Below are 21,856 nucleotides of genomic sequence, written 5' to 3'. Positions count from 1 at the left end.
GAACCCGCCACCACAGAAACGGAGGCCCCGGCGTGCTGCGTCTGCTGTCCGTCCGACTTCTGGCGATGGTTCCCATGCTGCTCATCGTCAGCTTCCTGATCTACAGCCTCATCGCACTGGTACCGGGCGGGCCCGAGGTGGCGCTCGCCGGGAACAATCCGACGCCCGAGAGGATCGCGGCGATCCGCGAACAGCTCGGCCTCGACAAGTCGTTCATGTCCCAGTACTGGAGCTGGCTGACCGGCGCGCTGCACGGCGACCTCGGCAAGTCCTTCGTGGACGGGCAGAGCGTCCGCTCGGCGGTCGCCTCCGGGTTCCCGGTGACGCTCTCGCTGGTCGTCCTCACGCTGGTCATCGCGGCGGTGCTCGGGCTCGCACTCGGCCTGGCGGCCGGGCTGCGGCCGGGCACCTGGGCGGACCGGATCTCGACCGTCACCGCGAGCGCGTTCATGTCGCTGCCCTATTTCTGGGTCGGCATGATGCTCGTGCTCGTCTTCGCGATCCAGATGCGGACGCTTCCGGCCGTCGGCTACGTGCCGCTCACCGAGAGCCCGCTGGAGTGGTTCCAGCACCTCATCCTCCCGGCCTTCTCGCTCGCGACCGTGCCGACCGCCGTCGTCGCCAGGCAGACGCGCGCGTCGGTGACCTCGGTCATGCAGGAGGACTTCATCCGCACCGCCCGCGCGAAGGGGCTGCATCCCAGCCGGCTCGTCGTCAAGCACGTGCTGAAGAACGCCGCCGTCCCCGTGGTCACGGCGTTCGGCGTCGAGGCGAACCGCCTCATCGGCGCGACCGTCGTCATCGAGCAGTTGTTCGCGCTCCCCGGCGTCGGCAAGCTCGCCTATTTCTCGGTGTTCTCCCGGGACTTCCCCATGGTGCAGGGAATCCTGCTGATCACGGCCATTCTGATCATGCTCATCAACCTGGCGGTCGACCTTTCGTACGGCTACTTCAATCCGAAGGTCAAGGTGTCATGACGCGAAGTCGCAGCGTGGACATCAAGAAACCGGCCCCCGTCCCGGCGGAGAAGGATTCCGGCGCCGCCGTCCCCGCGTCCCGCGGGCGCGCCCTGCTGCGCCGGTTCGGCGGCAACAGGTCGGCCGTCGTCGGCTTCGGGCTGCTGCTGGCGATCATCGTCGTGACCGCGGCGGCCCCGCTCCTCGCCCCCTACGGCCCGGCGCAGGTCGACATCGGCGACCGGCTGTCGGGCCCCACCGCCGAGCACTGGCTCGGCACCGACACGCTCGGGCGCGACACGCTGAGCCGGCTCATGCACGGCGGACGCGTGTCGCTCGCGGCGGCCGGGCTGGCGGTCGCGATCGCCACCGCCATCGGCCTGCCGCTCGGCCTCGTCAGCGGCTACTTCGGCGGGATCGTCGACTGGCTGCTGGACCGCGCCGCCGACGTGCTGATGGCCTTCCCCGCGATCATCCTCACGATCGCCATCATCGCGGCGGTCGGCCCCGGGCTCACGACCGCGATGGTCTCGCTCGGCATCGTCTACGCGCCGCGGATGTTCCGCGTGGTCAGGGGCAGCACGATGGAGGTCAGGCGCGCGGTCTACATCGAGGCGTCCACCAGCATCGGGACGCCCAGCCTGATGATCCTGCGCAAGCGCGTGCTGCCGAACATCCTGCCCGCCGCGCTCGTCCAGCTCTCGTTCCTGCTCGCCTCCGCGCTGCTGGCCGAGGTGACGATCAGCCTGCTCGGCCTCGGCGCGCTGCCGCCGACGGCGAGTTGGGGGAGCATGCTCGGGCAGGCGTTCCTGGAGATGCGCAGCAGCCCGTCCCTCGCCGTGTATCCCGGAATCGCGATCGCCATCGCGACGCTCTGCTTCAATCTCATCGGAGACGGCCTCCGGGACGCCTTCGGCCGCGAGACGAGGAAGGCGTCATGACCCCCGAACACGAGCCTGCGAAACTGCTGGAGATCGAGGACCTGCACGTCGACTTCCTGACCGACCGGGGCTGGACGAACGTCGTCGCCGGCGTCTCCTTCGACGTCGGGCCGGGCGAGATCGTGGGCCTGGTGGGGGAGTCCGGCTCGGGCAAGAGCGTCACGAGCCTGTCGGTGCTGCGGCTGCTGCCGCCCGCCTACACCCGCACGCCCGGCGGCCACGTCCGCTACCGGGGCCGCGACCTGATCGGCATGCCGCAGCGGGAGCTGCGCGACATCCGCGGCAACGAGATCTCGATGATCTTCCAGGAGCCGATGACGAGCCTGAACCCGGCCTACACGATCGGCGACCAGATCGCCGAGGGCTACCGGCGGCACAAGGGCGGTTCGCGGCGCGCCGCGTTCGCCCGCGCCGCCGAGATGCTCGACCTCGTCGGCATCCCGGACGCGGGCCACCGCGTCCGCGACTACCCGCACGAGTTCTCCGGCGGCATGCGGCAGCGCGCGATGATCGCGATGGCGCTGGTGTGCGAGCCGCGGCTGCTGATCGCCGACGAGCCCGCGACCGCCCTCGACGTGACCGTGCAGGCGCAGATCGTCGCGCTGCTGGCGCGGCTGCGCGACGAGACCGGCTGCGGGATCCTGTTCATCACCCACGACCTCGGGCTCGTCGCCGAACTCGCTGACCGGGTCGTCGTGATGTACGCGGGCGAGGTCGTCGAGACCGCGCCCGCGCTCGACCTGTACGACGCGCCGAAGCACCCGTACACGGCGGGACTGCTGAGCGCGATGCCGCATCTCGGCGTCCGGGGCGAGGAACTGCCGACGATCCCGGGCCGCACCCCCGAGCCCTGGCGGATGCCGGAGGGGTGCAGGTTCAGCCCCCGGTGCGGGCACGCGAACGAGACGTGCACGGCCGCGCCGCCGGAGTTCCGGATCGTCGGGGAGGGCCGCGGCTGCCGCTGCTGCCGTACCGAGCAACTGCGTCTGGTGGGGTCCCCATGAGCGTCATGAAGTCGAGCGCCGAGGTCCCGGCGCCCGGTTCGCCGGAGCCGGCGCCCGCGTCCGGGCCGCTGGTGGACGTCCGCGACCTCAGCGTCGTCTTCCGCAAGCGGCGGACGCTCGCGGCCCCGAGGATCGTCCGCGCCGTCAACGACATCTCCTTCCACATCGACCAGGGCGAGACGTTCGGCCTGGTCGGCGAGTCGGGGTCGGGCAAGTCGACGACCGGGCGGGCGCTGCTGAAGCTGGTGCCGGCGGCGGCCGGGTCGGTCACGGTCGCCGGGCACGACGTCACGCGCCTGCGCGGCAAGGCCCTGCGGACGGCGCGGCGGAGCATGCAGATGGTGTTCCAGGACCCCTACTCGTCGCTGGACCCGTCCTCGACCGTGGCGGCGAGCATCGCCGAGCCGCTGATCGTCCACGAGAAGCTCTCGGGACGGGCCGCGCGAGAGCGGGTGCACGAGCTGATCGAGATGGTCGGGCTCCGCGCCAGCTACGCCGACCGCTACCCCTACGAGTTCTCCGGCGGGCAGCGCCAGCGGCTGGCGATCGCACGGGCCATCGCGCTGAACCCGGGCTTCGTCGTCTGCGACGAGGCAGTGTCCGCGCTGGACGTCTCCACCCAGAACCAGGTGATCAACCTGCTGGAGCGGCTGCGCGCGGAGTTCGGGCTGACCTACCTGTTCATCGCGCACGACCTCGCCATCGTCCGGCACATCTCGCACCGGGTCGGGGTGATGTACCTCGGCCGGATCGTCGAGACCGGCCCGGCGGAGCGCGTCTACACCGCGCCCGCGCACCCCTACACCCGGGCGCTGCTGTCGGCGATCCCCGATCCGCGCCGGAAATCGGAGCGGATCGTGCTGGAGGGGGACCTGCCCGATCCGGCGCGGCCCCCGGTGGGCTGCCCATTCCAGACGAGGTGCGGCCATGTGATGGACATCTGCCGGCAGCGGGTGCCCGAACCGACCGTTGTGGAGGGCGGGGGAGAGGTCTCGTGCCATTTGCAAACGAGCGGTCCGACGCTGGCGGGGGCGCCGTTGAGCGCCCTCCCGAAGGGGCCGGGTCCCGCGGCATGAGGCGGCGACCGGCATTCCTGACCCGTGATCCGGCTCACCTTGACCGGCTTCTACTGGCAGACGTAGTCTGTAGTACGTCAGACAAAAGTAAGGGACTGCCGTGACCGACCCGAAGCTCGACCTGCTGATCGACCGCCCGACCGAGTCCATTCCCGAGATGGTCGTCCGGCGGATCCGGCACGCGATCGCCTCGGGTCTCCTCCCCCCGGGTCGCAAGCTCACCGAGCGCGAGCTCGTCGAGCTGACCGGTGTCAGCCGGACGTCGGTCCGGGAGGCCATGCGGCACCTCCAGACCCTCGGGCTCGTGGAGCCCTCGCCGAGCCGCGGCGTCCGCGTCGCGCGGCTCGGCAGCGCCGAGGTACGGGAGATCTACGAGGTCCGCGATGCGCTGGAGCCCGCCGCGGCCGAGCTGTTCGTGCTGCGCGCGACCGACGAGGAGGTCGCGGAGCTGGTGGAGAAGACGCGCCCGCGCCCCCGGGGCGAGGAGCGCCTCCAGGCCATATACGAGTTCGACGAGCTGCTCGTCGCGGGCGCCCGCAACTCGCTGCTGGCCTCCATGCTGGGCCCGCTGCACACCCGCATCCACGCGCTGCGCAGCCTTTCCGTGACCATTCCAGGACGACTCGAATCGTCGGTACAGGAATACGTCGACCTCGGTGAAGCCATCAGCGCGCGCTCGCCCGAGCGCGCGGCCGAGGCCGCGCACCGGCATATCCGCGCGGCCGCGAAGGCGGCGCTCGAAGCCGTGGAGATCCTGGAGAAAGAGCACCCGACGTCATAGCGCGACATCGTGGCCCGCGGCCACGACCTGCACGAGTACAAGGGTGATATCGCGATGGCCATGAAGGACGTGGCGATCGTCGGTGTCGGCACGTCGGACTTCCGGCGGCTGTACGCCGACAAGAGCCAGAAGAACGATGTGTACCAGCTCGCGGCCGAGGCTTTCAGGGACGCGCTGGAGGACTGCGGCGCCACCCAGAAGGACGTCGACGGGCTGCTGTGCGTCAACATCAAGTACGGTCCCTTCGGGGACATGACCGGCCTCACCGGTCCGGGGTTCGTCCATGACCTGGAGGGCACCGGGCGCATGAGCGGCGTCGCGCTCCAGGAGGCGTGCTCGCTCGTGGAGTCGGGCGCCGCCCACACCGTCGCCGTCGTGTACGCGACGAACGGCCGGACGGCGGGCCTGAAGTACGGCGGCGGGGACGCCGACCCAGCCGGGGCCTACGACGCCATGTACGGCATGACCTCCACCGGCGCGTACCTGTCGATGATGTACCAGCGCTACCGGCACCTGTACGGCGCCCCGGAGGACGCGCTGGCCCCCCTCGCGATCAACAACCGCGCCAACGGGGCCCGCAACCCGATCGCGGTGTTCCAGCAGGAGATCACCAAGGACGAGTACCTCGCGTCGCGGTTCATCTCGCAGCCGCTGCGCAAGCTCGACTACTGCATCATCAACGACGGCGCGGTCGCGTTCATCGTCACCTCGATGGATCGCGCCAGGGGAATGAGCAAGAAGCCGGTACGCGTGGCCGCCACAGCGGGCCGTGCCGAGCTCGGCCGCAGCTACATCAGCCCCGACTTCTACTACGCGACGAGCGCGGCGGTCGCCGAGGACCTCTACAAGAAGTCCGGTATCGGCCCTGACCAGATCGACTGCATGCAGGTCTACGACAACTTCCTCCCGACGATCCTCTTCACCCTGGAGGGCTTCGGCCACGCGCCGCGCGGCGCCTCCTGGGAATGGATCCGCGACGGCCGGATCGAACTCGGCGGCGAGCGCCCGATGAACACCTCGGGCGGCCATACGAGCGAGAGCTACATGCAGGGCTTCGCCCTCCATGTGGAGGCGGTGCGGCAGGTCCGCGGGGAGGCCGGCGAACGGCAGGTCGAGAACTGCGGCACCGTGCAGTACATGTGCGTCTCGCCCATCGTGACGTCGCACATATTCACGGCCGACTAGAAGGGCACGCCGATGGACGTCGCCGCGTACGCGAAACTTCTTCCCGATATCACCCCCCGCAACAAGCCGTACTGGGACGGCCTCGCCGCCGGAGAGCTCCGGTTGCAGAAGTGCGCGGCCTGCGGCCGGCACCGCTTCCCGGACGCTCCGCTCTGTCCGGAGTGCCTTTCCGGCGAGTCGTCCTGGGAGGCCGTGAGCGGCGCGGGGACCATCTGGTCCTGGTGCACGATGCACCAGAAGTATTTCGCCGCGTTCGCCGACGAGGTCCCCTACCAGCTCGTGTACGTGCGGCTCGCCGAAGGGCCGCTCGTGATCAGTGTGCTGGCCGGTGAGCCGGGCGAACCGGAGATCGGCCGGCAGGTTCACGCGGTCTTCCAGCCGATCGCCGGTGACCGCACCGTCCTGAAATTCAGCACCGGCGCGGCGGCGTGAGCCGACCGCGCCGCCGGCCCGGCGGCACCGACCGGGCCGGCGGCGCGGCCGCCCATAGGCATGTGAGGTTTTGTTTCCCATGGATCCGATCGCTGATCATAAAATTGTGCACGAGGCGTTGAAATCGAAAAGGCCGGAGTGCGTATCGCATGCGGCCTCTATCTGCGCGGGTCCCCGATGAGCGACGGAACCCGGACCGGGGGGCGGGGGAGGCTCCTGCGGGTCGTCGAACTCGGCGACGGCGTGGCCGTCCAGGTCTGCGGGCGGCTGTTCGCGGGCCTCGGCCATCACGTCACCCGATGCGAGGCCCCCGGCGGCGACCCGCTCCGCCGGCGGGAGCCGGTCGACGCGAACGGCCTGGGCCACACCTTCGCCGCGCTGAACGCCGACAAGCGGAGCGTCCAGATCGACCTGGAGAGCCGGGACGGCCGCGCCCGCCTGTCCGCGCTGCTGGCGGCGGCCGACATCGTGATCACCGCCCTCGGCCCGGCCCGCGCGGCGGAGACCGGCCTGGCGGCCGAGCGCCTGCGCGCCGACCACCCCGGGCTGGCCGTCGTGGCGATCACCTCCTACGGCATGGCCGACCCGAGGTCGGACGCCCACGCCGACAGCCTGCTCGCCGAGAGCTACGGGGGCCTGGCCGCGATGGTCGGCGAGCCCGACCGGGAGCCGCTGACGCTCGGCGGCGAGCAGACCGCGCACGCCGCCGCGTTCGTCGGCTTCTACGGGTCCATGCTCGCCGCGCTGCGCCCCGGCGGTGACGTCGTCGACGTCGCGCTCTGCGACGTCGCGGCCTACATCGACTGGAAGAGCGACGTCGTCTACGCCGAGACCGGCGTGGTCCCCGGCCGGACGGGCACGAACAGCGGCCGCTGGCGCACGGTCCGCGCGGCCGACGGCTGGGTCGGGATCATCTTCCTGCCCGAGCAGTGGGACGCCTTCATCTCGCTGATCGGCGACCCGGCGCTGGAGGACCCCGAGCTGCGCGGCGACCAGGTCCGGTTCGAGCGCATGGACTCCTGGTGGCCGGTCGTCGAGCGGTGGGCCGCGCGGCGCCCCAAACGCGAGATCTACCGGGACGCGCAGCGCCTCGGCCTGCCGTTCGGCTACGGCGCCGACATCGCCGACCTGGCGTCCGACCCCCAGTACCAGGCCCGCTCGTTCTTCCCGGAGCCGGGGCGGGACGGCGCGCTGGCGCCCCTCAAGGGCCTGCCGTGGCGGTTCGGCCCCCCGCCGGGCCTCTCCGGCATCGACGAGGTCCCGGTGCCGCGTCCGGCGCCGCCGCCGGCCGACGGCGCCGACCGCGCCCCGCTGGAGGGCGTCGTCGTCCTCGACCTCGGCACGATCACGGCGGGCGCCGCCACCGGGCGGCTGCTCGCCGACTACGGCGCCACCGTCATCAAGATCGAGTCGAGGGGGCGGCCGGACGCGTTCCGGCTGTGGCCCTCCCCGACCTCGGGCGACGCGGAGGTCACCGAGGAGTCCCCGCTTTTCGAGTCCAACAACGCGGGCAAGCTCGGGATCACGCTCGACCTGAAGTCCGAGGACGGACGGGCGGAGATGCGGCGGCTCGTCGCGCGCGCCGACGTCCTGATCGAGAACTTCACCGTCGGCGTGACCCGCAGGCTCGGCATCGACCCGCCGACGCTCCACGAGGTCAACCCGGACCTGATCTACCTGTCGCTGTCGAGCCAGGGCCAGTCCGGGCCCGAGTCGGGCGTCCGCTCCTACGGCTCCACGCTCGACCTGCTCTCCGGCCTGGCCTCGGTCACCGGCTACCCCGGCGGCGGCCCGATGTGGTCCTCGGCCGACATCAACTACCCTGACCAGCTGGTATCGCTGTTCGGCGCCGGCATGATCGCCTACTGCGTGGCCCAGGGTCTGCGCGGCACCTACCTTGACGTTTCCCAGCGCGAGCTGGTGAGCTGGACGCTCGCGGACCGCATCGCCGAACACCTCGCCGCCGGGACCGTTCCACAGCCGACCGGCAACCGCCGCCCCGGCAGCACGCCGCACGACGTCTACCGCTGCTCGGGCGACGACCAGTGGATAGCGATCGCCTGCACGACCGACGCGGAACGCGCCGCGCTGGCCGCACTGGTCGGCGCGGGCCACATGGCCGACATGCCGGCCTCCTGGTGGGAGCGCGACCACGAGGAGGTGGACGGCGCGATCACCAGGTGGACGCGCGGGCGCTCGAAACAGGAGTGCCTGCGCGAGCTGACCCGCGCCGGGGTCCCCGCCGCGCCCGTCCAGTCGGCCCGGGAGCGGGCCGAGGACCCACATTTCCGACTTCGGCGGGTGTTCCTCGACGGACCCCGCCGCCAGAAGGGGTACCCGCTGCGCCTGCTCGGCCACGAGCCGCGGCAGCCGCGTCCGGCGCCACGGCTCGGTGAGCACGACGCCGACGCCCGCGCCCCCCACTGGCCGCACGCCGCGCCCGCCGAGGCGATCAGCGCGGCGCCCGTCGAAGTGCCGTCCCAGCGTCCGGGAGGAACGACATGAACGTCAACGATGCCGCCGTGATCATCGGCGCCTACGAACATCCGGGGAGGGAGCTGCCCGACAAGTCGCTGGCTCAGATCCACGCCGAGGTCGCGATCGGGGCCCTCGCGGACGCCGGGCTGACGCTCGACGACGTCGACGGCTACTTCTGCGGCCACGACGCGCCGGGCTACGGCGGCGGCTGGGTCTCGATGGCCGAGTACCTGGGTCTGCGCGACCTCACCTACATGGACTCGACCGAGAGCGGCGGCGCCTCGCCGATCTACCACGTGTCGCACGCGATCGCGGCGATCGCGGCGGGCAAGTGCAACGTCGCGCTGATCACGCTCGCGGGCAAGCCGCGGACGGGCGTCCAGCCGGGCGGCGGCGGCCCGATCCGCCCCGAGGACTCCTTCGAGATGGGGATGTTCACCGGCGCCGGGCTCGTCAGCACCTACGCGCTCGCGGCCAAGCGGCACATGTACGAGTTCGGCACGACCAGCGAGCAGCTCGCGGAGATCAAGGTCGCGGCGACCAAGCACGCCGCGCACAACCCGCACGCGTTCCTGCAGAAGGTGCTGACGGTCGAGGACGTCGTCAACTCGCCGATGGTCGCCGACCCGCTGCACCGCGCGGACTGCTGCCTGGTGACCGACGGCGGCGGCGCGATCGTCGTGGTCAGCAAGGAGGTGGCGCGCGGGCTGAAGCGGCAGCCGGTGCGGATCATGGGCCAGGGCGAGTCGGCGAAGCTGACCAACGGGGGACGGCTCGACCTGACCTACACCAGCGCGGTCTGGTCCGGCCCGCGCGCGTTCGAGCAGGCCGGGGTCACGGTCCGCGACATCGACTACGTGTCGATCTACGACAGCTTCACGATCACCGTCCTGGAGATCCTGGAGGACCTCGGCTTCTGCGAGAAGGGCGAGGGCGGACGGTTCGTCATGGACGGCGCGCTCGTCGCCCCGCACGGGCGGCTGCCCTTCAACACCGACGGCGGCGGGCTGAGCAACAACCACCCCGGCCACCGCGGCGGCGTCACCAAGATCATCGAGGCGGTCCGGCAGCTGCGCGGCGAGGCGAACGCGGGGGTGCAGGTGCCCGACTGCGAGATCGCCCTGGTCCACGGCAACGGCGGCGACCTCGGCACCCGGATGCGCAGCGCGACCATGATCCTCGGAAGGGAAGCCAAATGAGTGAGGTTCGGAGCCCGGTCCTGCCGGCCGCGCGGCCGGTGGTGAACCCCGACACCGAGGAGTTCTGGAAGGCGACGGCCGAGGGCAGGTTCATCGGTCGCCGCTGCGACGACTGCGGATCGGCGATGTGGTACCCGCGGCCGATCTGCCCGTTCTGCCACAGCTCCAACACGCGCTGGGAGGACTTCACCGGGCGCGGCACCGTCTACTCCTTCAGCGTGGTCCACCGGGCCGGAGGCGAGTGGAAGGGCGTCACCCCCTACGTCCTCGCCTATGTGGAGCTGGAGGAGGGTCCCCGGATGATGACCAACATCGTCGACTGCGACGTCGAGTCGGTCGCCATCGGGGACGAGGTCGAGGTGGTTTTCGAGGACACGGGACACGGCAGCGCGCTGCCCCGTTTCCGTCCGGTGCGCGCAGAGGCAGGGAGCCAGGCATGACGATCAACAAGGTGTACGAGTCCCCGCAGGCGGCGGTGGCGGACGTCCCGGACGGCGCGTCGGTGTCGATCGCCGGGTTCGGGATGACCCACAGCTTCCCGACGAGCCTGACCGTGGCGCTGCGCGAGCAGGGCGCCAAGCGGCTGTGCATCGTCGCGAACTCGCTCGGCACGGGCGACTACCGCTCGAACACGCTCATCGAGAACAACCAGGTCAACCGCCTGATCGTGTCGTTCTCGGCGCGTGCGGGCGAGGCGACCTCGGCGGCCGAGAAGCAGATCGCGGCCGGTGAGATCGAGGTCGAGCTGGTCCCGCAGGGCACGCTGGTGGAGCGGCTGCGCGCGGGCGGCGCCGGGATCGGCGCGTTCTTCACCCGCACCGCCGTCGGCACCGCCGTCGCGGAGGGCAAGGAGACCCGCGTGATCGACGGGGTCGAGCACGTCCTGGAGATGGGGCTGAAGGTCGACTACGCGCTCATCCGCGCGACCAAGGCCGACCGCTTCGGCAACCTCTCGTTCGAGGGCGTCGGCCGCAACTTCATGCCGGCCTTCGCCAAGGGCGCCAAGATCGCGATCGCCGAGGTCGACGAGATCGTGGACGGCGAGCTGGACCCGGAGACCGTGGGCCTGCCCGGGATCTTCGTGAGCCGGGTCGTCCGCAAGACCGTGGACGTCCCGCACGACCACATGGCGCCGAGGGAGGGGCGCGGCGCCGACAGCGCCCGCACCTACAACGGCAAGCCCGGCCTGACCCGCCTCCAGATGGCCGAGGTCGCGGCGGGCCTGGTGCCCAACGGCAGCTACATGAACCTGGGCCTCGGCATCCCCACGCTGATCTCGAACTACATCGCCGGGCGCGACATCGTCCTGCACTCGGAGAACGGCGTCCTCGGCTACGGCACGATCGCGGGCCGCGACGACTACAACCCGGAGATCTACAACGCGGGCGGCCAGTACGTCCACCTGGAGAAGGGCGCCTCGTTCTTCGAGAGCGTGACCTCGTTCGAGATGGTGCGCGGCGGCAAGGTCGACTTCGTCGCGCTCGGCGCGTTCCAGGTCGACGCGGACGCCAACCTCGCCAACTGGAGCACGCCGAACATGATCGGCGGCGGCATCGGCGGCGCGATGGACCTGGTCGCGGGCGACGTCACGGTGATGGTGCTGACGACCCACCTCGACTCCAAGGGCCGGCCGAAGCTCGTCAAGGAGTGCGAGTACCCGCTGACCGGCCTGAACTGCGTCGACATCGTCGTCACCGACCTGTGCGTGCTGCGCCGCCACGGCGACGCCTTCAAGATCGAGTACGTGGCGCCCGGGTTCACCGAGGACGAGGTCGCCGCGCTCACCGAGTTCGAACTCCTCCGCTCGGACGCGGGGGGTGCGGAGGCGGATGCCCCCGCGGCGATCTGACCGTCCCGCCGGCACGCCACGGACCTAGGGGGTCCCATGTCCGATCTCCTCGGGATGACCGCCGCCGAACTGGCCGGGGCCTACGGGCGGGGCGAGACGTCCCCGGTCGAGGCCACCCGCGCCGCCCTGGAGGCGATCGACGCGCGCGACGCGGAGCTGAACGCGTTCGTGCTGGTCGACGCCGAAGGGGCGCTGCGGTCGGCCGCCGAGTCGGAGGCCCGCTGGGTGGGGGGCACCCAGCGGGGCCCGGCCGACGGCGTCCCCACCACCGTCAAGGACCTCGAACAGGCCCGGGGCTGGCCGACGCTGCGCGGAAGCTGGCTGTCGGGCGACCCCACCCCCGGACGCGACGACTCGCCGAGCGTGGCGCGGCTGCGCGAGGCGGGCGCCGTCATCCTCGGCAAGACCACGACACCGGAGTTCGGCTGGAAGGGCGTCACCGACTCCGGCCGGTTCGGGATCACCCGGAACCCGTGGGACCCGGCGCTGACGCCCGGCGGGTCCAGCGGGGGCTCGGCGGCGGCGGTCGCGGCCGGCATGGGCACGTGGTCGGTCGGCACCGACGGCGGCGGCTCGGTGCGGGTCCCGGCGGCCTTCACCGGGACGGTCGGGTTCAAGCCGACCGGCGGGCTCGTCCCGGCGTTCCCGCCCGGCAGCAACGGGCACCTGTCGCACCGCGGCCCGATCGCGCTGTCGGTGCTGGACGCGGCGACGCTGCTCGACGTCCTCGCCCGCCCCGACGCCCGCGACTGGGCGGCGGGGACCCATCCGGGCGGGTCGTTCACCGACGAGATCGAGGCCGGCGTCGCCGGCCTGACGATCGGATACTCGCCCGACCTCGGCTATGGCCGCAACGACCCCGAGGTCGAGGCGCTGGCCGCGGCGGCGGTCGAGACGCTCGCGGGCCTCGGCGCGCGGGTGCGGGAGATCGAACCGGTCTTCGCCGACCCCGTCGCGGCCTTCCAGACGATGTGGTGCGCCGGGATCGCGCGGACGCTCCGCCCGTTCGAGCCCGACCACCTCACCCGCGTCGATCCCGCGCTGCTGGAGTACGGGGAGCGGGGCCGCGAGATCAGCGCCGTGTCCTACCTGGACGCGATGGCGGTGTGCGCGGACCTCGGCCTGAAGATGGCGCGGTTCCACGAGACCTACGACGTGCTGGTCACGCCGACCGTCCCGTGCGTCGCGTTCCCGGCGGGCCGGAACGGGCCCACCCCCGAGCAGTCGGACGTCTGGGCGTCCTGGACGCCCTACACCTACCCCTTCAACATGACCAGGCAGCCGGCGCTGAGCGTGCCGTGCGGCATCACGCGTGCCGGGCTGCCCGCCGGGCTCCAGATCGTGGGCCCCCGCCACCGGGACGCCCGCGTCCTGCGGGTGGGGCGCGCCTACGAGCGGCACACCGGGTGGTCCCCGGTGGCCGAGGCGTCGCGGGCGCGGGCAACGACGAGAGGACGACCCTCATGACAGATCTGCCCACCGTCGCCAACCTGATCAACGGCGAATGGCTGACGACCGGCCAGGAACGCCTGGTGCACCACAAGTTCACCGGCGAGCCCATCGCCGTGGCCTCCGACGCGACGGTCGAGATGGTCGGCGACGCCGTCTCGGTCGCCCGCGAGGCGAGCCGGACGCCGCTGGAGCCGCTGGAGCGCTTCGAGATCCTGCGGACGGTCGCCGGGATGATCGCCGACAACCGCGAGCGCCTCGCGCTGGACGTCGTCCGCGAGTCCGGCTTCAGCCTGAAGGACTGCCTGGGCGACACCGACCGGGCCGTCCAGACCATGCTGACCTCGGCGGAGGAGGCCAAGCGGATCGACGGCTCGGTCGTCCCGATCCAGGCAGCGCCGGGCTTCGCGCACCGGCTGGCGTTCACGGTCCGCCACCCGGTGGGCGTGGTCGGCGCGATCACGCCGTTCAACTCGCCGCTGAACACCGTCGCCCACAAGATCGGCCCCGCGCTCGCCGCCGGGAACGCGGCGGTGGTCAAGCCGTCGCCGTTCACCCCGGTCGCGGCGGCGGCGCTGTGCCGGATGCTGCTGGAGGCGGGCCTGCCCGCCGGGCTGATCGGCCTCGTGCTCGGCCCCGGCGACCCGGTCGGCACCGCCCTCGTCGAGGACGAGCGGGTCGACTTCGTGACCTTCACCGGCAGCACCGCGGCGGGCAAGGCGATCTCGGCCAGGCTCGGCATGCGGCGCGCGACGATGGAGTGCGGCAACGTGTCGGCGACGATCGTGTGCCGCGACGCCGACATCCCCTCCGCCGCGCAGCAGTGCGCACGCGGCGCGTTCCGCAAGTCGGGCCAGGTGTGCACGTCGGTGCAGCGCCTCTACGTCCACGCGGACGTGGTGGAGGAGTTCCTCGACGCGCTGTCGGCCGCCGCCGCCAAGTTCGTCGTCGGCGACCCCGAGGACCCGGCGACCGACATCGGCCCGATGATCAGCGAGGCGGCCGCCGAGCGCGCCGAGCAGTGGGTGGAGGCGGCCGTCGTCCAGGGCGCCCGCGTCTTCGCCGGCGGGAAGCGGAACGGGCCGGTGATGAACCCGACGATCCTCGTGGACGTCCCCTCCCGCGCCCGGCTGCTCTGCGAGGAGGCGTTCGCCCCGGTCGTGTCCGTCGTCCCCTTCGACGACCTGGACGCCACGATCGAGACGGTGAACGACACCCCCTACGGCCTCCAGGCGGGCGTGTTCACCCGCGACCTCAACACCGCGCTGTCCGCCGCGCAGCGCCTCCGGATGGGCGGCGTCGTGATCAACTCGCCGTCCAGCACGCGCGCCGACCTCATGCCCTACGGCGGCGTGAAGGACAGCGGGTACGGCGTGGAGGGGCCGCGCTACGCCGTCCGCGAGATGAGCGAGGAAAGGCTGATCCTGATCGAGCCGGCAGGGGCCTGAGATGCCGGTCCGCATCGCCGCCGACGAACTGCGCGACGCCGCCACCCGGATCTTCGCCGCGTCCGGGGTGCCGCTGGAGGACGCCGCGCTGGTGGCCGACAGCCTCGTCCAGGCCGACCTGTGGGGCCACCAGTCGCACGGGGTGCTGCGGGTCGGCTGGTACGTCGACCGCATCCGGTCGGGCGTGATGCGGCCGGAGACGAAGATCGAGACCGTCTCCGACCTCGGCGCCGTGATGACCCTGGACGGCCACGACGGCGTCGGCCAGGTCATCACGGCGCACGCCGCCCGCGCGGCGGTCGAGCGCGCCGGACGGCACGGCGTCGGCGTCGTCGCCGTCCGCAACTCCAACCATTTCGGCACCGCCGCCTACTTCACGAGAATGGCGCCGCCGCGCGGCCAGATCGGCATCCTGACGACGAACTCCAGCCCCGCGATGGCCCCCTGGGACGGCCGCGGAAAGCTCGTCGGCAGCAACCCCTGGTCGATCGCCGCGCCGCTGGACGGCGACCGCCAGATGGTGCTGGACATCGCCAACACCGCCGTCGCCCGGGGCAAGATCTACCTCGCCCGCAATCGAGGCACGCGGATCCCCGACGGGTGGGCGGTCGCCGCCGACGGCACCCCCACCCGGGACCCCGAAGCGGCCCTGCTCGGCACCGTGCTGCCGATGGCCGGGCACAAGGGCTACGGGATCTCGGTGATGATGGACGTGCTCTCCGGCGTCCTCAGCGGAAGCGGTTTCGGCTCCCTCGTCAACGGCCCCTACCAATCCGAGCACCCGGGCCGCTCAGGACACCTCTTCATGGCCCTCGACATCGCCGCCTTCGGCCCTCCGGGCGAGTTCGAAGAACGCATCAAGGCACTCGTCACCGAGCTGAAATCCGGCTCCCGGGAAGGCGCCGAAGAAGTGCGCTACCCGGGCGAGCTGGAGGCCCTGGCCGAGGAGCGCAACCTCGCCGAGGGCCTGCTCCTCCCCGAGCGAACCCTCACCGACCTGCGCCGCGTCGCCGATTCCCTGGGAGTCGAAGTGCTGGTGGAACGATGAAGGTGACCCCGTTCCGCGTGGGACGCTCCCGCGACGTCCCGCTGCCCGCCGCCGTCTACGGCTCGGCGAGCGACGAGACCATCGACATCATCATGTTCATGTTCGTCATCGAGTCCGCCGGGACGCGCGTGATCGTGGACACCGGGACGCTGGCGCCCGAATACGTCCGGCGGCACCACGCCTACGACTTCGCGCGCGACCCCGAGGAGACGCCCGAGACCGTCCTTCGCGAGGCCGGAATCGAACCCGACGACATCGACTACGTGGTCAACACCCATCTCCACTGGGACCACTGCTCCAACAACGCCCTGTTCAGAAACGCCCGGGTGCTCGTGAACAGGCGCGAACTCGAATACGCGATCAACCCGCTCCCGATCCACGAACGCGCGTACGAGAAACTGCCCGGCCTCCAGGCCCCCTGGATGTCGGCCTGGGACCGCACCGAGGCGATCACCGGCGAACAGCGGATCTGCCCCGGCGTCACCGTGGTCCCGATGCCCGGCCACACCCCGGGCTCCCAGGGGGTTCTCGTCGAGGCGGACAACGGCCGCTACCTCCTCGCGGGCGACGCGATCGGCGTCTACGAGAACTGGGATTCCGGCGACTGGCGCCAGAGCGTCGCGCCGACCATCCACACCAACCTGATCGAGTGCTACGAGACCTTCGAATACGTGGCCGCCCTGGACTGCGAGGTCATCCCGAGCCACGACCACCGGGCCCTGACGAGCCCCCTCTTCCAGTCCTGAAGGCGCCCTGCCTCCCTGGGAGGCAGGGCCATGCGGTATACCCGTACGACGCAGAGCGTCACAAGGCGCCCACGAGAGGTAGTTGCCTCCTCGCGCGGTCGGAAGCCCCTCATCGTCGTGCGAGCTTCCGGAACCCATCCGTCGGGGATGAGACACGGCATGAGCCATTCCAAGCGCCTACGCCGCACGACCGCGATCATCGCGGCAGCGCTCACCCTTCCCCTTGGCGCTTTCCCCGCCGACGCGCATGCCGCGACGGGCACGTTCTTCTACCACTCGCCGGAGTCCGGCGACCTGGAGATCAACAACCCGGATGACGGCGAATGCCGCCTGCTCCTCCAGGGCGCGGACCGCGCGAGGAACGCCACGAACGCCACCGCGACCCTCTTCTCGGACCGGGGATGCGAGGACACGCACAGCACCCTGCGCCCCGGCCAGTCCAGGACCTTCACCCCGCCGAACCTTCCGCACAGCGTGATCTTCCACCGCTGACCGGCCCCCGCCGTCAGGCGCGGATGATCTCGGCCAGGCTGGCGAAGCCCTCCCCGCCGCGGCCCGCCTCGATGCCCCGGGCGGTCAGTGCCCGCACGAGTTCCGGAAGGGCGGTGTCGAGGCCGCGTGCTCGGGAGGTCTCGACGAGGTGGTCCATCAGCGGGGCGTCGAGTTCGAGCCATTCCTGGTCGCCGGGGTAGTCGCGGTCGTCGATCTGGCGGGCCTGGTCGCTGATCACGTCCGCGACGGTGGCCGACAGCCAGCGGATCAGCAGCGGCGCCACCGTCGTGGCCGGGATCTGGGCCGTCCCGAGCAGCGCGGCGGTGTGCAGGAAGCCGAGCTGGGTGGCCCAGGCGAAGTTGAGCATCGCCACTTCGTACAGGGACGCGGTGCCCGGCGCCTCGCCCAGGTACGTCGCGCCGCCCAGGCGGTCGAGCACGGCCCGGTGGTGCTCGAAGGCTTCGGCCGAGCCGCTGTACACCAGCACCGTCTCGGGGGCGCCGACGTGCTCGGGATGGCCCATCAACGCGCCGTCGAGGTAGCGGGCGCGCGTCCCGGCGGCGGCCTGCTCGGCCTGCGCGCTCGTCCCGGACGTCAGGTTGACGACGTCGGCGGCGAGGTGCGGCTCGGCCTGGGCGAGGATGCGCTGGGAGGCGTCGTAGTCGTCAACGCACATGAGGACCAGCGAGGCGTCGGTGAGCGCGGCCCGCAACGACTCGGCCGGCAGGAGCCCCTCGCCCGGGGACGTTCCGGGCGCGCTTTCGTCCCAGACCGTCACCCGGGCGTCCGCCGCGAGTACTCGGGCCAGTGCCATGCCTCGCGGGTTCAGGCCGATCACGGTCACGGGGTCCATCGGACGGCTCACGAGTTCCTCCTCCACCCATGCGGTCCGCGCGGTCGCGCGGTGCCTGCGCCGCTAAGCTAGAGCTTCACATGCATGTGAGAGTCAACCCGGAGGCACCCGTGCGCATCGGCGAGTTGTCTCAGCGGACCGGTGTCAGCCAGCGGCTGCTGCGCTACTACGAGGAGCAGGGTCTGCTGCGGCCGTCGCGGCGGCCGAGCGGATACCGCGAGTACGACGACGCCGACGCCGAACGCGTGCGGCGCATCCGCACCCTGCTGGCCGCCGGGCTCAGCACGACCACGATCGCCGACGTGCTGCCCTGCACCATCGACACCGGCGAGGGGCTCGCGGCGGCGTGCCCCGGCCTGCTCGACGACCTCCAGCGTGAACGCGACCGGATCAGCAGATCGATCACCCAGATGGACACGGCCCGGACCATGCTCGACGCCATCATCGACGCCACCCCCCGCTGAGCCGCGGGCCTAGCCGACGATCACCAGGGCGTTGTCGTCGCGGTCCCGGAGGGTGAACATGGGCGGCACACCGGGCCACTGAAGCAGGTCGCTCACATCGACCCCCTGCTCTTTGAGTCGGGCGTGGACGGCCGGGACGTCCCCGGCGCTGAGCCTGATCCCGGTGTCCACGCCGGTGGACTCGCCGGGGATCAGCGCGATGCTGGTCTCGGCCCCGGCCGGGGCGACGGTGATCCAGCGCCCGCCGATCTGCTCCAGCGGGACGTCCATCCGCTTCTCCAGCCCCAGGACGCCGACGTAGAACTCGACGGCCCTGTCCTGGTCGCTGACGGGAACGGCGACGGTGCCGATGCCGGTGATGCGCGCCTGGTCCTGCTCGGTCACGGTGTTCTCCCTGCTGTGGTGGTTTCCCCTATGTGGACCAGCGGCCCCGGCGAAACTCATCGCTCCGATCTCCTACGCTCGACGTCCGTGGCCGATGACCCAGCAGCCTCCTTCGCCCGCGCCCGAGCGGCGGCAGGCGTTCTGTTCTTCGATGCGGAAGACCGCATCATGCTGGTCGAACCCTCGTACAAGGATTATCGAGACATCCCCGGTGGCTACGTCGAGCACAACGAGACCCCGCGCCAAGCCGCAGTACGCGAGGTCGCCGAAGAGCTGGGGATCCGCGCGGAGATCGGCCGACTCCTGGTCGCGGACTGGGCGCCCAACGGGGCCGAAGGCGACAAGGTCCTCTTCGTCTTCGACGGTGGTTCACTCACCGCTGACCAGCTCAGTGCCATCCGCACCGACCCGGACGAACTCGTCGGCTATCACTTCCACGACATCGCCCGGATCCACGAGCTGACCATTCCCCGCCTCGCCCGCCGCCTCGTCCACGCCCACGCCGCCCACCAAGACGGAACCACCCACTACCTGGAACATGGCGAACCCGCCTGAACAAGAAAGCCCCTCGACCGAAGTCGAGGGGCTCCCTTGCGGTGACTAGAGGTCCAGTTCCCCGGCCTTGACCCGGCTGAGGAGGTTTGCGAGGCCCTCGCGGCCGACCGTGATGTGAGGAGTCTGAGGGTTCTTGCTGTCGCGAATGCCGACCGAGCCGTCCAGCGAAGCCAGCTCGACACAATCGCCTTGCGTCTCGCCACCTGCGCCGCTGTAGGTGCTCTTGCGCCATAGTGTGGTCACGTCACACCCTCCGATTCGGAGAATCAGGGCCGTCAGTGCGGGTCCAGGCTTCCGTCCTTGATCTGATCGAGGAGCCTTGCGAGACCCTCGCGTCCGACCGTGATGTGGGTGATTTGGGGGTTCTTGCTGTCGCGGATGCCGACCGAGCCGTCAAGGGAGGCCAGTTCGACGCAGTCGGAGGCGTTGCCGGAGCCGCTGTAGCTGCTCTTACGCCATAGTGTGGTCACGTCACACCCTCCGATTCGGAGAATCAGGGCCGTCAGTGCGGGTCCAGGCTTCCGTCCTTGATCTGATCGAGGAGCCTTGCGAGACCCTCGCGTCCGACGGTGATGTGGGGGGTGTGGGGGTTCTTGCTGTCGCGGATGCCGACCGAGCCGTCAAGGGAGGCCAGCTCGACGCACTCGGCGTTGGTGCTTCCCTCGGAACGGCTGGACTTGCGCCAAACGGGGGGCGAGTTCACGTCATCTGCTCCATGTTCTTCTTGATCAGGTCACGAGATGGTCCGACGGGGAGGGCCAGCATGCCGATCCGATCGAACCGGATCACGAAGTCGTTCACCTCCTCCAGATGAGCGACGAGCCTCCCTGCGTTCGGGGCTTCGGCGAACGCGATCTCGCCTTCCCGGCCAGTGGTGATCATAAAGGGGCCGTCCATTCCTTCGTAGGCCCCTGCTGTTCCTGGCACGACGCGGATGCTGATGTTCGGCTGTTCGGACAAACTCAGCAACCTGGCGAGCTGGGCCTTGAAGACATTCTTCCCGCCGACCGGCCACTCAAGCACGGTCTGAGCGATGATGACCCAGACCTCTGGGGGGTTGGGTCTACTCAAGATCTCTTGCCGAGCCATGCGCCGTTCGAGGGCTGCCTTCTTGTCCTTTGCCCGTCCTTCGGCCAGTAGCGCCTGGGCGTACTCGGGAGTCTGGAACAGTCCGGGGACGTACTGTCCGGCGAACATCCGCACCCTGTCGGCCCCCTGCTCGTGGGACAGGTACGACTGGAACCAGTCAGGTGTCGTCGCGCGGACTGCGTAGTAGATCAGCAGCGTGAACAGCCCACCGGTCCTCCATGCCTCATCGAGTCGCGCGGCGTGCTTCGTCGACATGAGCTGAGCGCCGGTCTCGATACGGGAAATGGTCGATGGCGCACATCCCGCGATCTTGCCTGCCTCCGCGCCGGTGAGGCCCTTCGATGTACGAAGAAACCGCAGGTAGAAGCCTATAAGGCCCCACAGCGAGGAGCGTGGGTCCACCTCATCCGTCATGCTCATCTCGCGCGGTCACCTCCTTTTGATCATTTCCGCAGCCCTCGTGGAAGTTGGCTGATTAATGGACACGGTAGATGGCGGATAGCACTCTAGTCAGAGGTTCCGACGAAATCCATTGCGTACAAAACGGAAATAGTCGGGCCTAGGCATCGAAGTGGGGCAGTGGAAGTAGCTCGCTGTCCAGTGAAATCGGAGCAGTCGAGGAAGTGGACCCGTAATCATGGACAGCCATCGCGCAGGAGACCGCGCTGACGCGATCCCGTACATCAACCCCCAGGACCCACTGCCGGCGGTTCCCCCACCCGAGGGCAGGTGGGCGGAGCCCTATCAGCAGGCTGAAACGGAAATGTGGGTGGTCCACCTTCGGCTTCCCGAGTTGCTGGGGGATGACGTCCGTCTGGTGGACACTCTCACTGCTACTAACAGGGAAACCCTCTCTGCGCTAATGGAGCAGCAGGACGCTCTGGCCGCCGATGCCGGGCTGCGGGTGAGTGAGACATGACCGCGCGGCTGAGTGGGCGAGGGGTCGCGGCGCAGGCTTCCGTGCTTCCGGCGGTGCGGCACAAGGTGGCCAGTACGCCGAGTGTGCTGCCGGATGTGCGGTGTCTGGTGCGGGCGGCGGCGGTGGGCTACGGCATCGAGGCCGAGACGGCCGAGGACGCCGTGCTCGTGGCCAGTGAGTTGGTCACCAACGCGATCCGGGCGAGCGCGTGGCCGATTGCTTTGCGGATGTTCGTGTCCAAGGACGGGTTCCACATCGAGGTCCACGACTTCTCCAGGAAGAAGCCCCGGAGGAGCGAACCCGATCTGGCGATGCCGTCTGAGCCGGTGCCCGATGACGCACCCGATCCGCATGGGTGGGGCATGGGCATCGTGGAGACCCTGTCCCGGCGCCATGGCGTGCGGATTGAGCGCGGCGGCAAGACCGTGTGGGCCGTGCTGCGCATCGCCTCTGGCCGACGTCCCTGAACTCCTCCGGGCACACTGCGTCCGCTATCGGCGGCTGGGGA

At 70.6% G+C, this 21,856-nt stretch carries 25 protein-coding genes; 19 read left to right on the top strand and 6 right to left on the bottom strand.

The window, feature by feature from the left end; all coding sequences use genetic code 11:
• Window positions 1–32: 32 nt before the first annotated feature.
• The 16 genes from GNZ18_RS00775 to GNZ18_RS00700 all read left to right on the top strand — a co-directional run bounded on the left by GNZ18_RS00775 (window position 33) and on the right by GNZ18_RS00700 (window position 17,084).
• Window positions 33–977, top strand: a complete 945-nt coding sequence (locus GNZ18_RS00775) for an ABC transporter permease (RefSeq protein WP_216651112.1) — start codon at window positions 33–35, stop codon at window positions 975–977.
• Complete coding sequence (locus GNZ18_RS00770) at window positions 974–1,897, top strand: ABC transporter permease (protein ID WP_156214130.1); 924 nt, start codon at window positions 974–976, stop codon at window positions 1,895–1,897. Before GNZ18_RS00775 ends, GNZ18_RS00770 begins: the two co-directional genes overlap by 4 nt.
• Window positions 1,894–2,901 (top strand): ABC transporter ATP-binding protein, encoded by a 1,008-nt coding sequence (locus GNZ18_RS00765; protein WP_156214129.1) that lies wholly within the window; start codon window positions 1,894–1,896, stop codon window positions 2,899–2,901. The genes GNZ18_RS00770 and GNZ18_RS00765 overlap by 4 nt, the downstream gene beginning before the upstream one ends.
• A complete protein-coding gene (locus tag GNZ18_RS00760) occupies window positions 2,898–3,977 on the top strand; it encodes an ABC transporter ATP-binding protein (protein ID WP_216651111.1) in 1,080 nt (359 codons plus the stop codon). Before GNZ18_RS00765 ends, GNZ18_RS00760 begins: the two co-directional genes overlap by 4 nt.
• A 100-nt stretch (window positions 3,978–4,077) precedes the next feature.
• Window positions 4,078–4,758, top strand: a complete 681-nt coding sequence (locus GNZ18_RS00755; RefSeq protein ID WP_156214128.1) for a GntR family transcriptional regulator — start codon at window positions 4,078–4,080, stop codon at window positions 4,756–4,758.
• A 9-nt stretch (window positions 4,759–4,767) separates the two neighbouring features.
• Entirely contained in the window at window positions 4,768–5,943 is a 1,176-nt protein-coding gene (locus GNZ18_RS00750; RefSeq protein WP_156214127.1) for a thiolase family protein, read from the top strand.
• Window positions 5,944–5,955: 12 nt separating this feature from the next.
• Complete coding sequence (locus GNZ18_RS00745; RefSeq protein WP_156214126.1) at window positions 5,956–6,375, top strand: Zn-ribbon domain-containing OB-fold protein; 420 nt, start codon at window positions 5,956–5,958, stop codon at window positions 6,373–6,375.
• Between the two features lie 177 nt (window positions 6,376–6,552).
• Window positions 6,553–8,880 (top strand): CoA transferase, encoded by a 2,328-nt coding sequence (locus GNZ18_RS00740; RefSeq protein WP_156214125.1) that lies wholly within the window; start codon window positions 6,553–6,555, stop codon window positions 8,878–8,880.
• Window positions 8,877–10,052, top strand: coding sequence for a thiolase domain-containing protein (locus GNZ18_RS00735; RefSeq protein ID WP_156214124.1), 1,176 nt, complete (start codon window positions 8,877–8,879; stop codon window positions 10,050–10,052). The genes GNZ18_RS00740 and GNZ18_RS00735 overlap by 4 nt, the downstream gene beginning before the upstream one ends.
• Window positions 10,049–10,492, top strand: a complete 444-nt coding sequence (locus GNZ18_RS00730; RefSeq protein WP_156214123.1) for a Zn-ribbon domain-containing OB-fold protein — start codon at window positions 10,049–10,051, stop codon at window positions 10,490–10,492. Before GNZ18_RS00735 ends, GNZ18_RS00730 begins: the two co-directional genes overlap by 4 nt.
• On the top strand, window positions 10,489–11,901 hold the full coding sequence (locus GNZ18_RS00725) for a 3-oxoacid CoA-transferase (RefSeq protein WP_156214122.1): 1,413 nt from the start codon (window positions 10,489–10,491) through the stop codon (window positions 11,899–11,901). The genes GNZ18_RS00730 and GNZ18_RS00725 overlap by 4 nt, the downstream gene beginning before the upstream one ends.
• 36 nt (window positions 11,902–11,937) lie before the next feature.
• Window positions 11,938–13,368 carry an amidase gene (locus GNZ18_RS00720; RefSeq protein ID WP_156214121.1) on the top strand — a complete coding sequence of 477 codons (1,431 nt, stop codon included), beginning with the start codon at window positions 11,938–11,940 and terminating at the stop codon, window positions 13,366–13,368.
• Window positions 13,365–14,798 carry an aldehyde dehydrogenase family protein gene (locus tag GNZ18_RS00715; RefSeq protein WP_156214120.1) on the top strand — a complete coding sequence of 478 codons (1,434 nt, stop codon included), beginning with the start codon at window positions 13,365–13,367 and terminating at the stop codon, window positions 14,796–14,798. Before GNZ18_RS00720 ends, GNZ18_RS00715 begins: the two co-directional genes overlap by 4 nt.
• Window position 14,799: 1 nt before the next feature.
• Entirely contained in the window at window positions 14,800–15,846 is a 1,047-nt protein-coding gene (locus GNZ18_RS00710) for an Ldh family oxidoreductase (RefSeq protein ID WP_156214119.1), read from the top strand.
• Window positions 15,843–16,592: an N-acyl homoserine lactonase family protein gene (locus GNZ18_RS00705; protein WP_156214118.1), complete on the top strand. Its 750-nt coding sequence runs from the start codon at window positions 15,843–15,845 to the stop codon at window positions 16,590–16,592. The genes GNZ18_RS00710 and GNZ18_RS00705 overlap by 4 nt, the downstream gene beginning before the upstream one ends.
• 159 nt (window positions 16,593–16,751) lie before the next feature.
• Window positions 16,752–17,084, top strand: a complete 333-nt coding sequence (locus GNZ18_RS00700) for a hypothetical protein (protein ID WP_156214117.1) — start codon at window positions 16,752–16,754, stop codon at window positions 17,082–17,084.
• A 13-nt stretch (window positions 17,085–17,097) separates the two neighbouring features.
• Here GNZ18_RS00700 and GNZ18_RS00695 read toward each other — a convergent pair whose 3' ends face one another.
• Window positions 17,098–17,949: an NAD(P)-dependent oxidoreductase gene (locus GNZ18_RS00695; protein WP_312874229.1), complete on the bottom strand. Its 852-nt coding sequence runs from the start codon at window positions 17,947–17,949 to the stop codon at window positions 17,098–17,100.
• A 98-nt stretch (window positions 17,950–18,047) separates the two neighbouring features.
• On the opposite strand from GNZ18_RS00695, the gene GNZ18_RS00690 reads away from it, so the two are divergent.
• Window positions 18,048–18,401 carry a MerR family transcriptional regulator gene (locus GNZ18_RS00690; RefSeq protein ID WP_214616659.1) on the top strand — a complete coding sequence of 118 codons (354 nt, stop codon included), beginning with the start codon at window positions 18,048–18,050 and terminating at the stop codon, window positions 18,399–18,401.
• Between the two features lie 9 nt (window positions 18,402–18,410).
• Here GNZ18_RS00690 and GNZ18_RS00685 read toward each other — a convergent pair whose 3' ends face one another.
• Window positions 18,411–18,785 (bottom strand): VOC family protein, encoded by a 375-nt coding sequence (locus tag GNZ18_RS00685; protein WP_216651110.1) that lies wholly within the window; start codon window positions 18,783–18,785, stop codon window positions 18,411–18,413.
• Between the two features lie 87 nt (window positions 18,786–18,872).
• Between GNZ18_RS00685 and GNZ18_RS00680 the strand changes: the two genes are divergently transcribed.
• The gene (locus GNZ18_RS00680) at window positions 18,873–19,340 is read left to right on the top strand and encodes an NUDIX domain-containing protein (protein ID WP_312874228.1); all 468 of its coding nucleotides are present in this window, start codon (window positions 18,873–18,875) and stop codon (window positions 19,338–19,340) included.
• A 45-nt stretch (window positions 19,341–19,385) separates the two neighbouring features.
• Here the strand turns inward: GNZ18_RS00680 and GNZ18_RS00675 are convergent, their stop codons facing one another.
• Genes GNZ18_RS00675 through GNZ18_RS00660 form a run of 4 tightly spaced genes read right to left on the bottom strand, consistent with a single transcriptional unit; the run spans window position 19,386 to window position 20,849 of the window.
• A complete protein-coding gene (locus GNZ18_RS00675; RefSeq protein WP_312874227.1) occupies window positions 19,386–19,583 on the bottom strand; it encodes a DUF397 domain-containing protein in 198 nt (65 codons plus the stop codon).
• Between the two features lie 32 nt (window positions 19,584–19,615).
• Window positions 19,616–19,810, bottom strand: a complete 195-nt coding sequence (locus GNZ18_RS00670) for a DUF397 domain-containing protein (protein WP_312874226.1) — start codon at window positions 19,808–19,810, stop codon at window positions 19,616–19,618.
• A 32-nt stretch (window positions 19,811–19,842) separates the two neighbouring features.
• The gene (locus tag GNZ18_RS00665) at window positions 19,843–20,043 is read right to left on the bottom strand and encodes a DUF397 domain-containing protein (protein ID WP_214616377.1); all 201 of its coding nucleotides are present in this window, start codon (window positions 20,041–20,043) and stop codon (window positions 19,843–19,845) included.
• On the bottom strand, window positions 20,040–20,849 hold the full coding sequence (locus tag GNZ18_RS00660; protein WP_156214111.1) for a helix-turn-helix domain-containing protein: 810 nt from the start codon (window positions 20,847–20,849) through the stop codon (window positions 20,040–20,042). Before GNZ18_RS00660 ends, GNZ18_RS00665 begins: the two co-directional genes overlap by 4 nt.
• 495 nt (window positions 20,850–21,344) lie before the next feature.
• Here GNZ18_RS00660 and GNZ18_RS00655 point away from each other — a divergent pair, with 495 nt between their 5' ends.
• The gene (locus GNZ18_RS00655) at window positions 21,345–21,815 is read left to right on the top strand and encodes an ATP-binding protein (protein ID WP_156214110.1); all 471 of its coding nucleotides are present in this window, start codon (window positions 21,345–21,347) and stop codon (window positions 21,813–21,815) included.
• Window positions 21,816–21,856: the final 41 nt, after the last annotated feature.

The sequence above is a fragment of the Actinomadura litoris genome (assembly GCF_009733595.1).
GTDB lineage: Bacteria > Actinomycetota > Actinomycetes > Streptosporangiales > Streptosporangiaceae > Spirillospora > Spirillospora litoris.
The sequence above is the reverse complement of the archived record's forward strand: the minus strand, read 5'-3'. Positions and strand labels throughout refer to the sequence as shown.

Coding starts and splice junctions, on each gene's coding strand:
- GNZ18_RS00770 (WP_156214130.1), top strand. CDS start 974: ATGACGCGAAGTCGCAGCGTGGACATCAAGAAACCGGCCCCCGTCCCG.
- GNZ18_RS00765 (WP_156214129.1), top strand. CDS start 1,894: ATGACCCCCGAACACGAGCCTGCGAAACTGCTGGAGATCGAGGACCTG.
- GNZ18_RS00760 (WP_216651111.1), top strand. CDS start 2,898: ATGAGCGTCATGAAGTCGAGCGCCGAGGTCCCGGCGCCCGGTTCGCCG.
- GNZ18_RS00745 (WP_156214126.1), top strand. CDS start 5,956: ATGGACGTCGCCGCGTACGCGAAACTTCTTCCCGATATCACCCCCCGC.
- GNZ18_RS00740 (WP_156214125.1), top strand. CDS start 6,553: ATGAGCGACGGAACCCGGACCGGGGGGCGGGGGAGGCTCCTGCGGGTC.
- GNZ18_RS00735 (WP_156214124.1), top strand. CDS start 8,877: ATGAACGTCAACGATGCCGCCGTGATCATCGGCGCCTACGAACATCCG.
- GNZ18_RS00730 (WP_156214123.1), top strand. CDS start 10,049: ATGAGTGAGGTTCGGAGCCCGGTCCTGCCGGCCGCGCGGCCGGTGGTG.
- GNZ18_RS00725 (WP_156214122.1), top strand. CDS start 10,489: ATGACGATCAACAAGGTGTACGAGTCCCCGCAGGCGGCGGTGGCGGAC.
- GNZ18_RS00720 (WP_156214121.1), top strand. CDS start 11,938: ATGTCCGATCTCCTCGGGATGACCGCCGCCGAACTGGCCGGGGCCTAC.
- GNZ18_RS00715 (WP_156214120.1), top strand. CDS start 13,365: ATGACAGATCTGCCCACCGTCGCCAACCTGATCAACGGCGAATGGCTG.
- GNZ18_RS00710 (WP_156214119.1), top strand. CDS start 14,800: ATGCCGGTCCGCATCGCCGCCGACGAACTGCGCGACGCCGCCACCCGG.
- GNZ18_RS00705 (WP_156214118.1), top strand. CDS start 15,843: ATGAAGGTGACCCCGTTCCGCGTGGGACGCTCCCGCGACGTCCCGCTG.
- GNZ18_RS00700 (WP_156214117.1), top strand. CDS start 16,752: ATGAGCCATTCCAAGCGCCTACGCCGCACGACCGCGATCATCGCGGCA.
- GNZ18_RS00660 (WP_156214111.1), bottom strand. CDS start 20,849: ATGAGCATGACGGATGAGGTGGACCCACGCTCCTCGCTGTGGGGCCTT.
- GNZ18_RS00655 (WP_156214110.1), top strand. CDS start 21,345: ATGACCGCGCGGCTGAGTGGGCGAGGGGTCGCGGCGCAGGCTTCCGTG.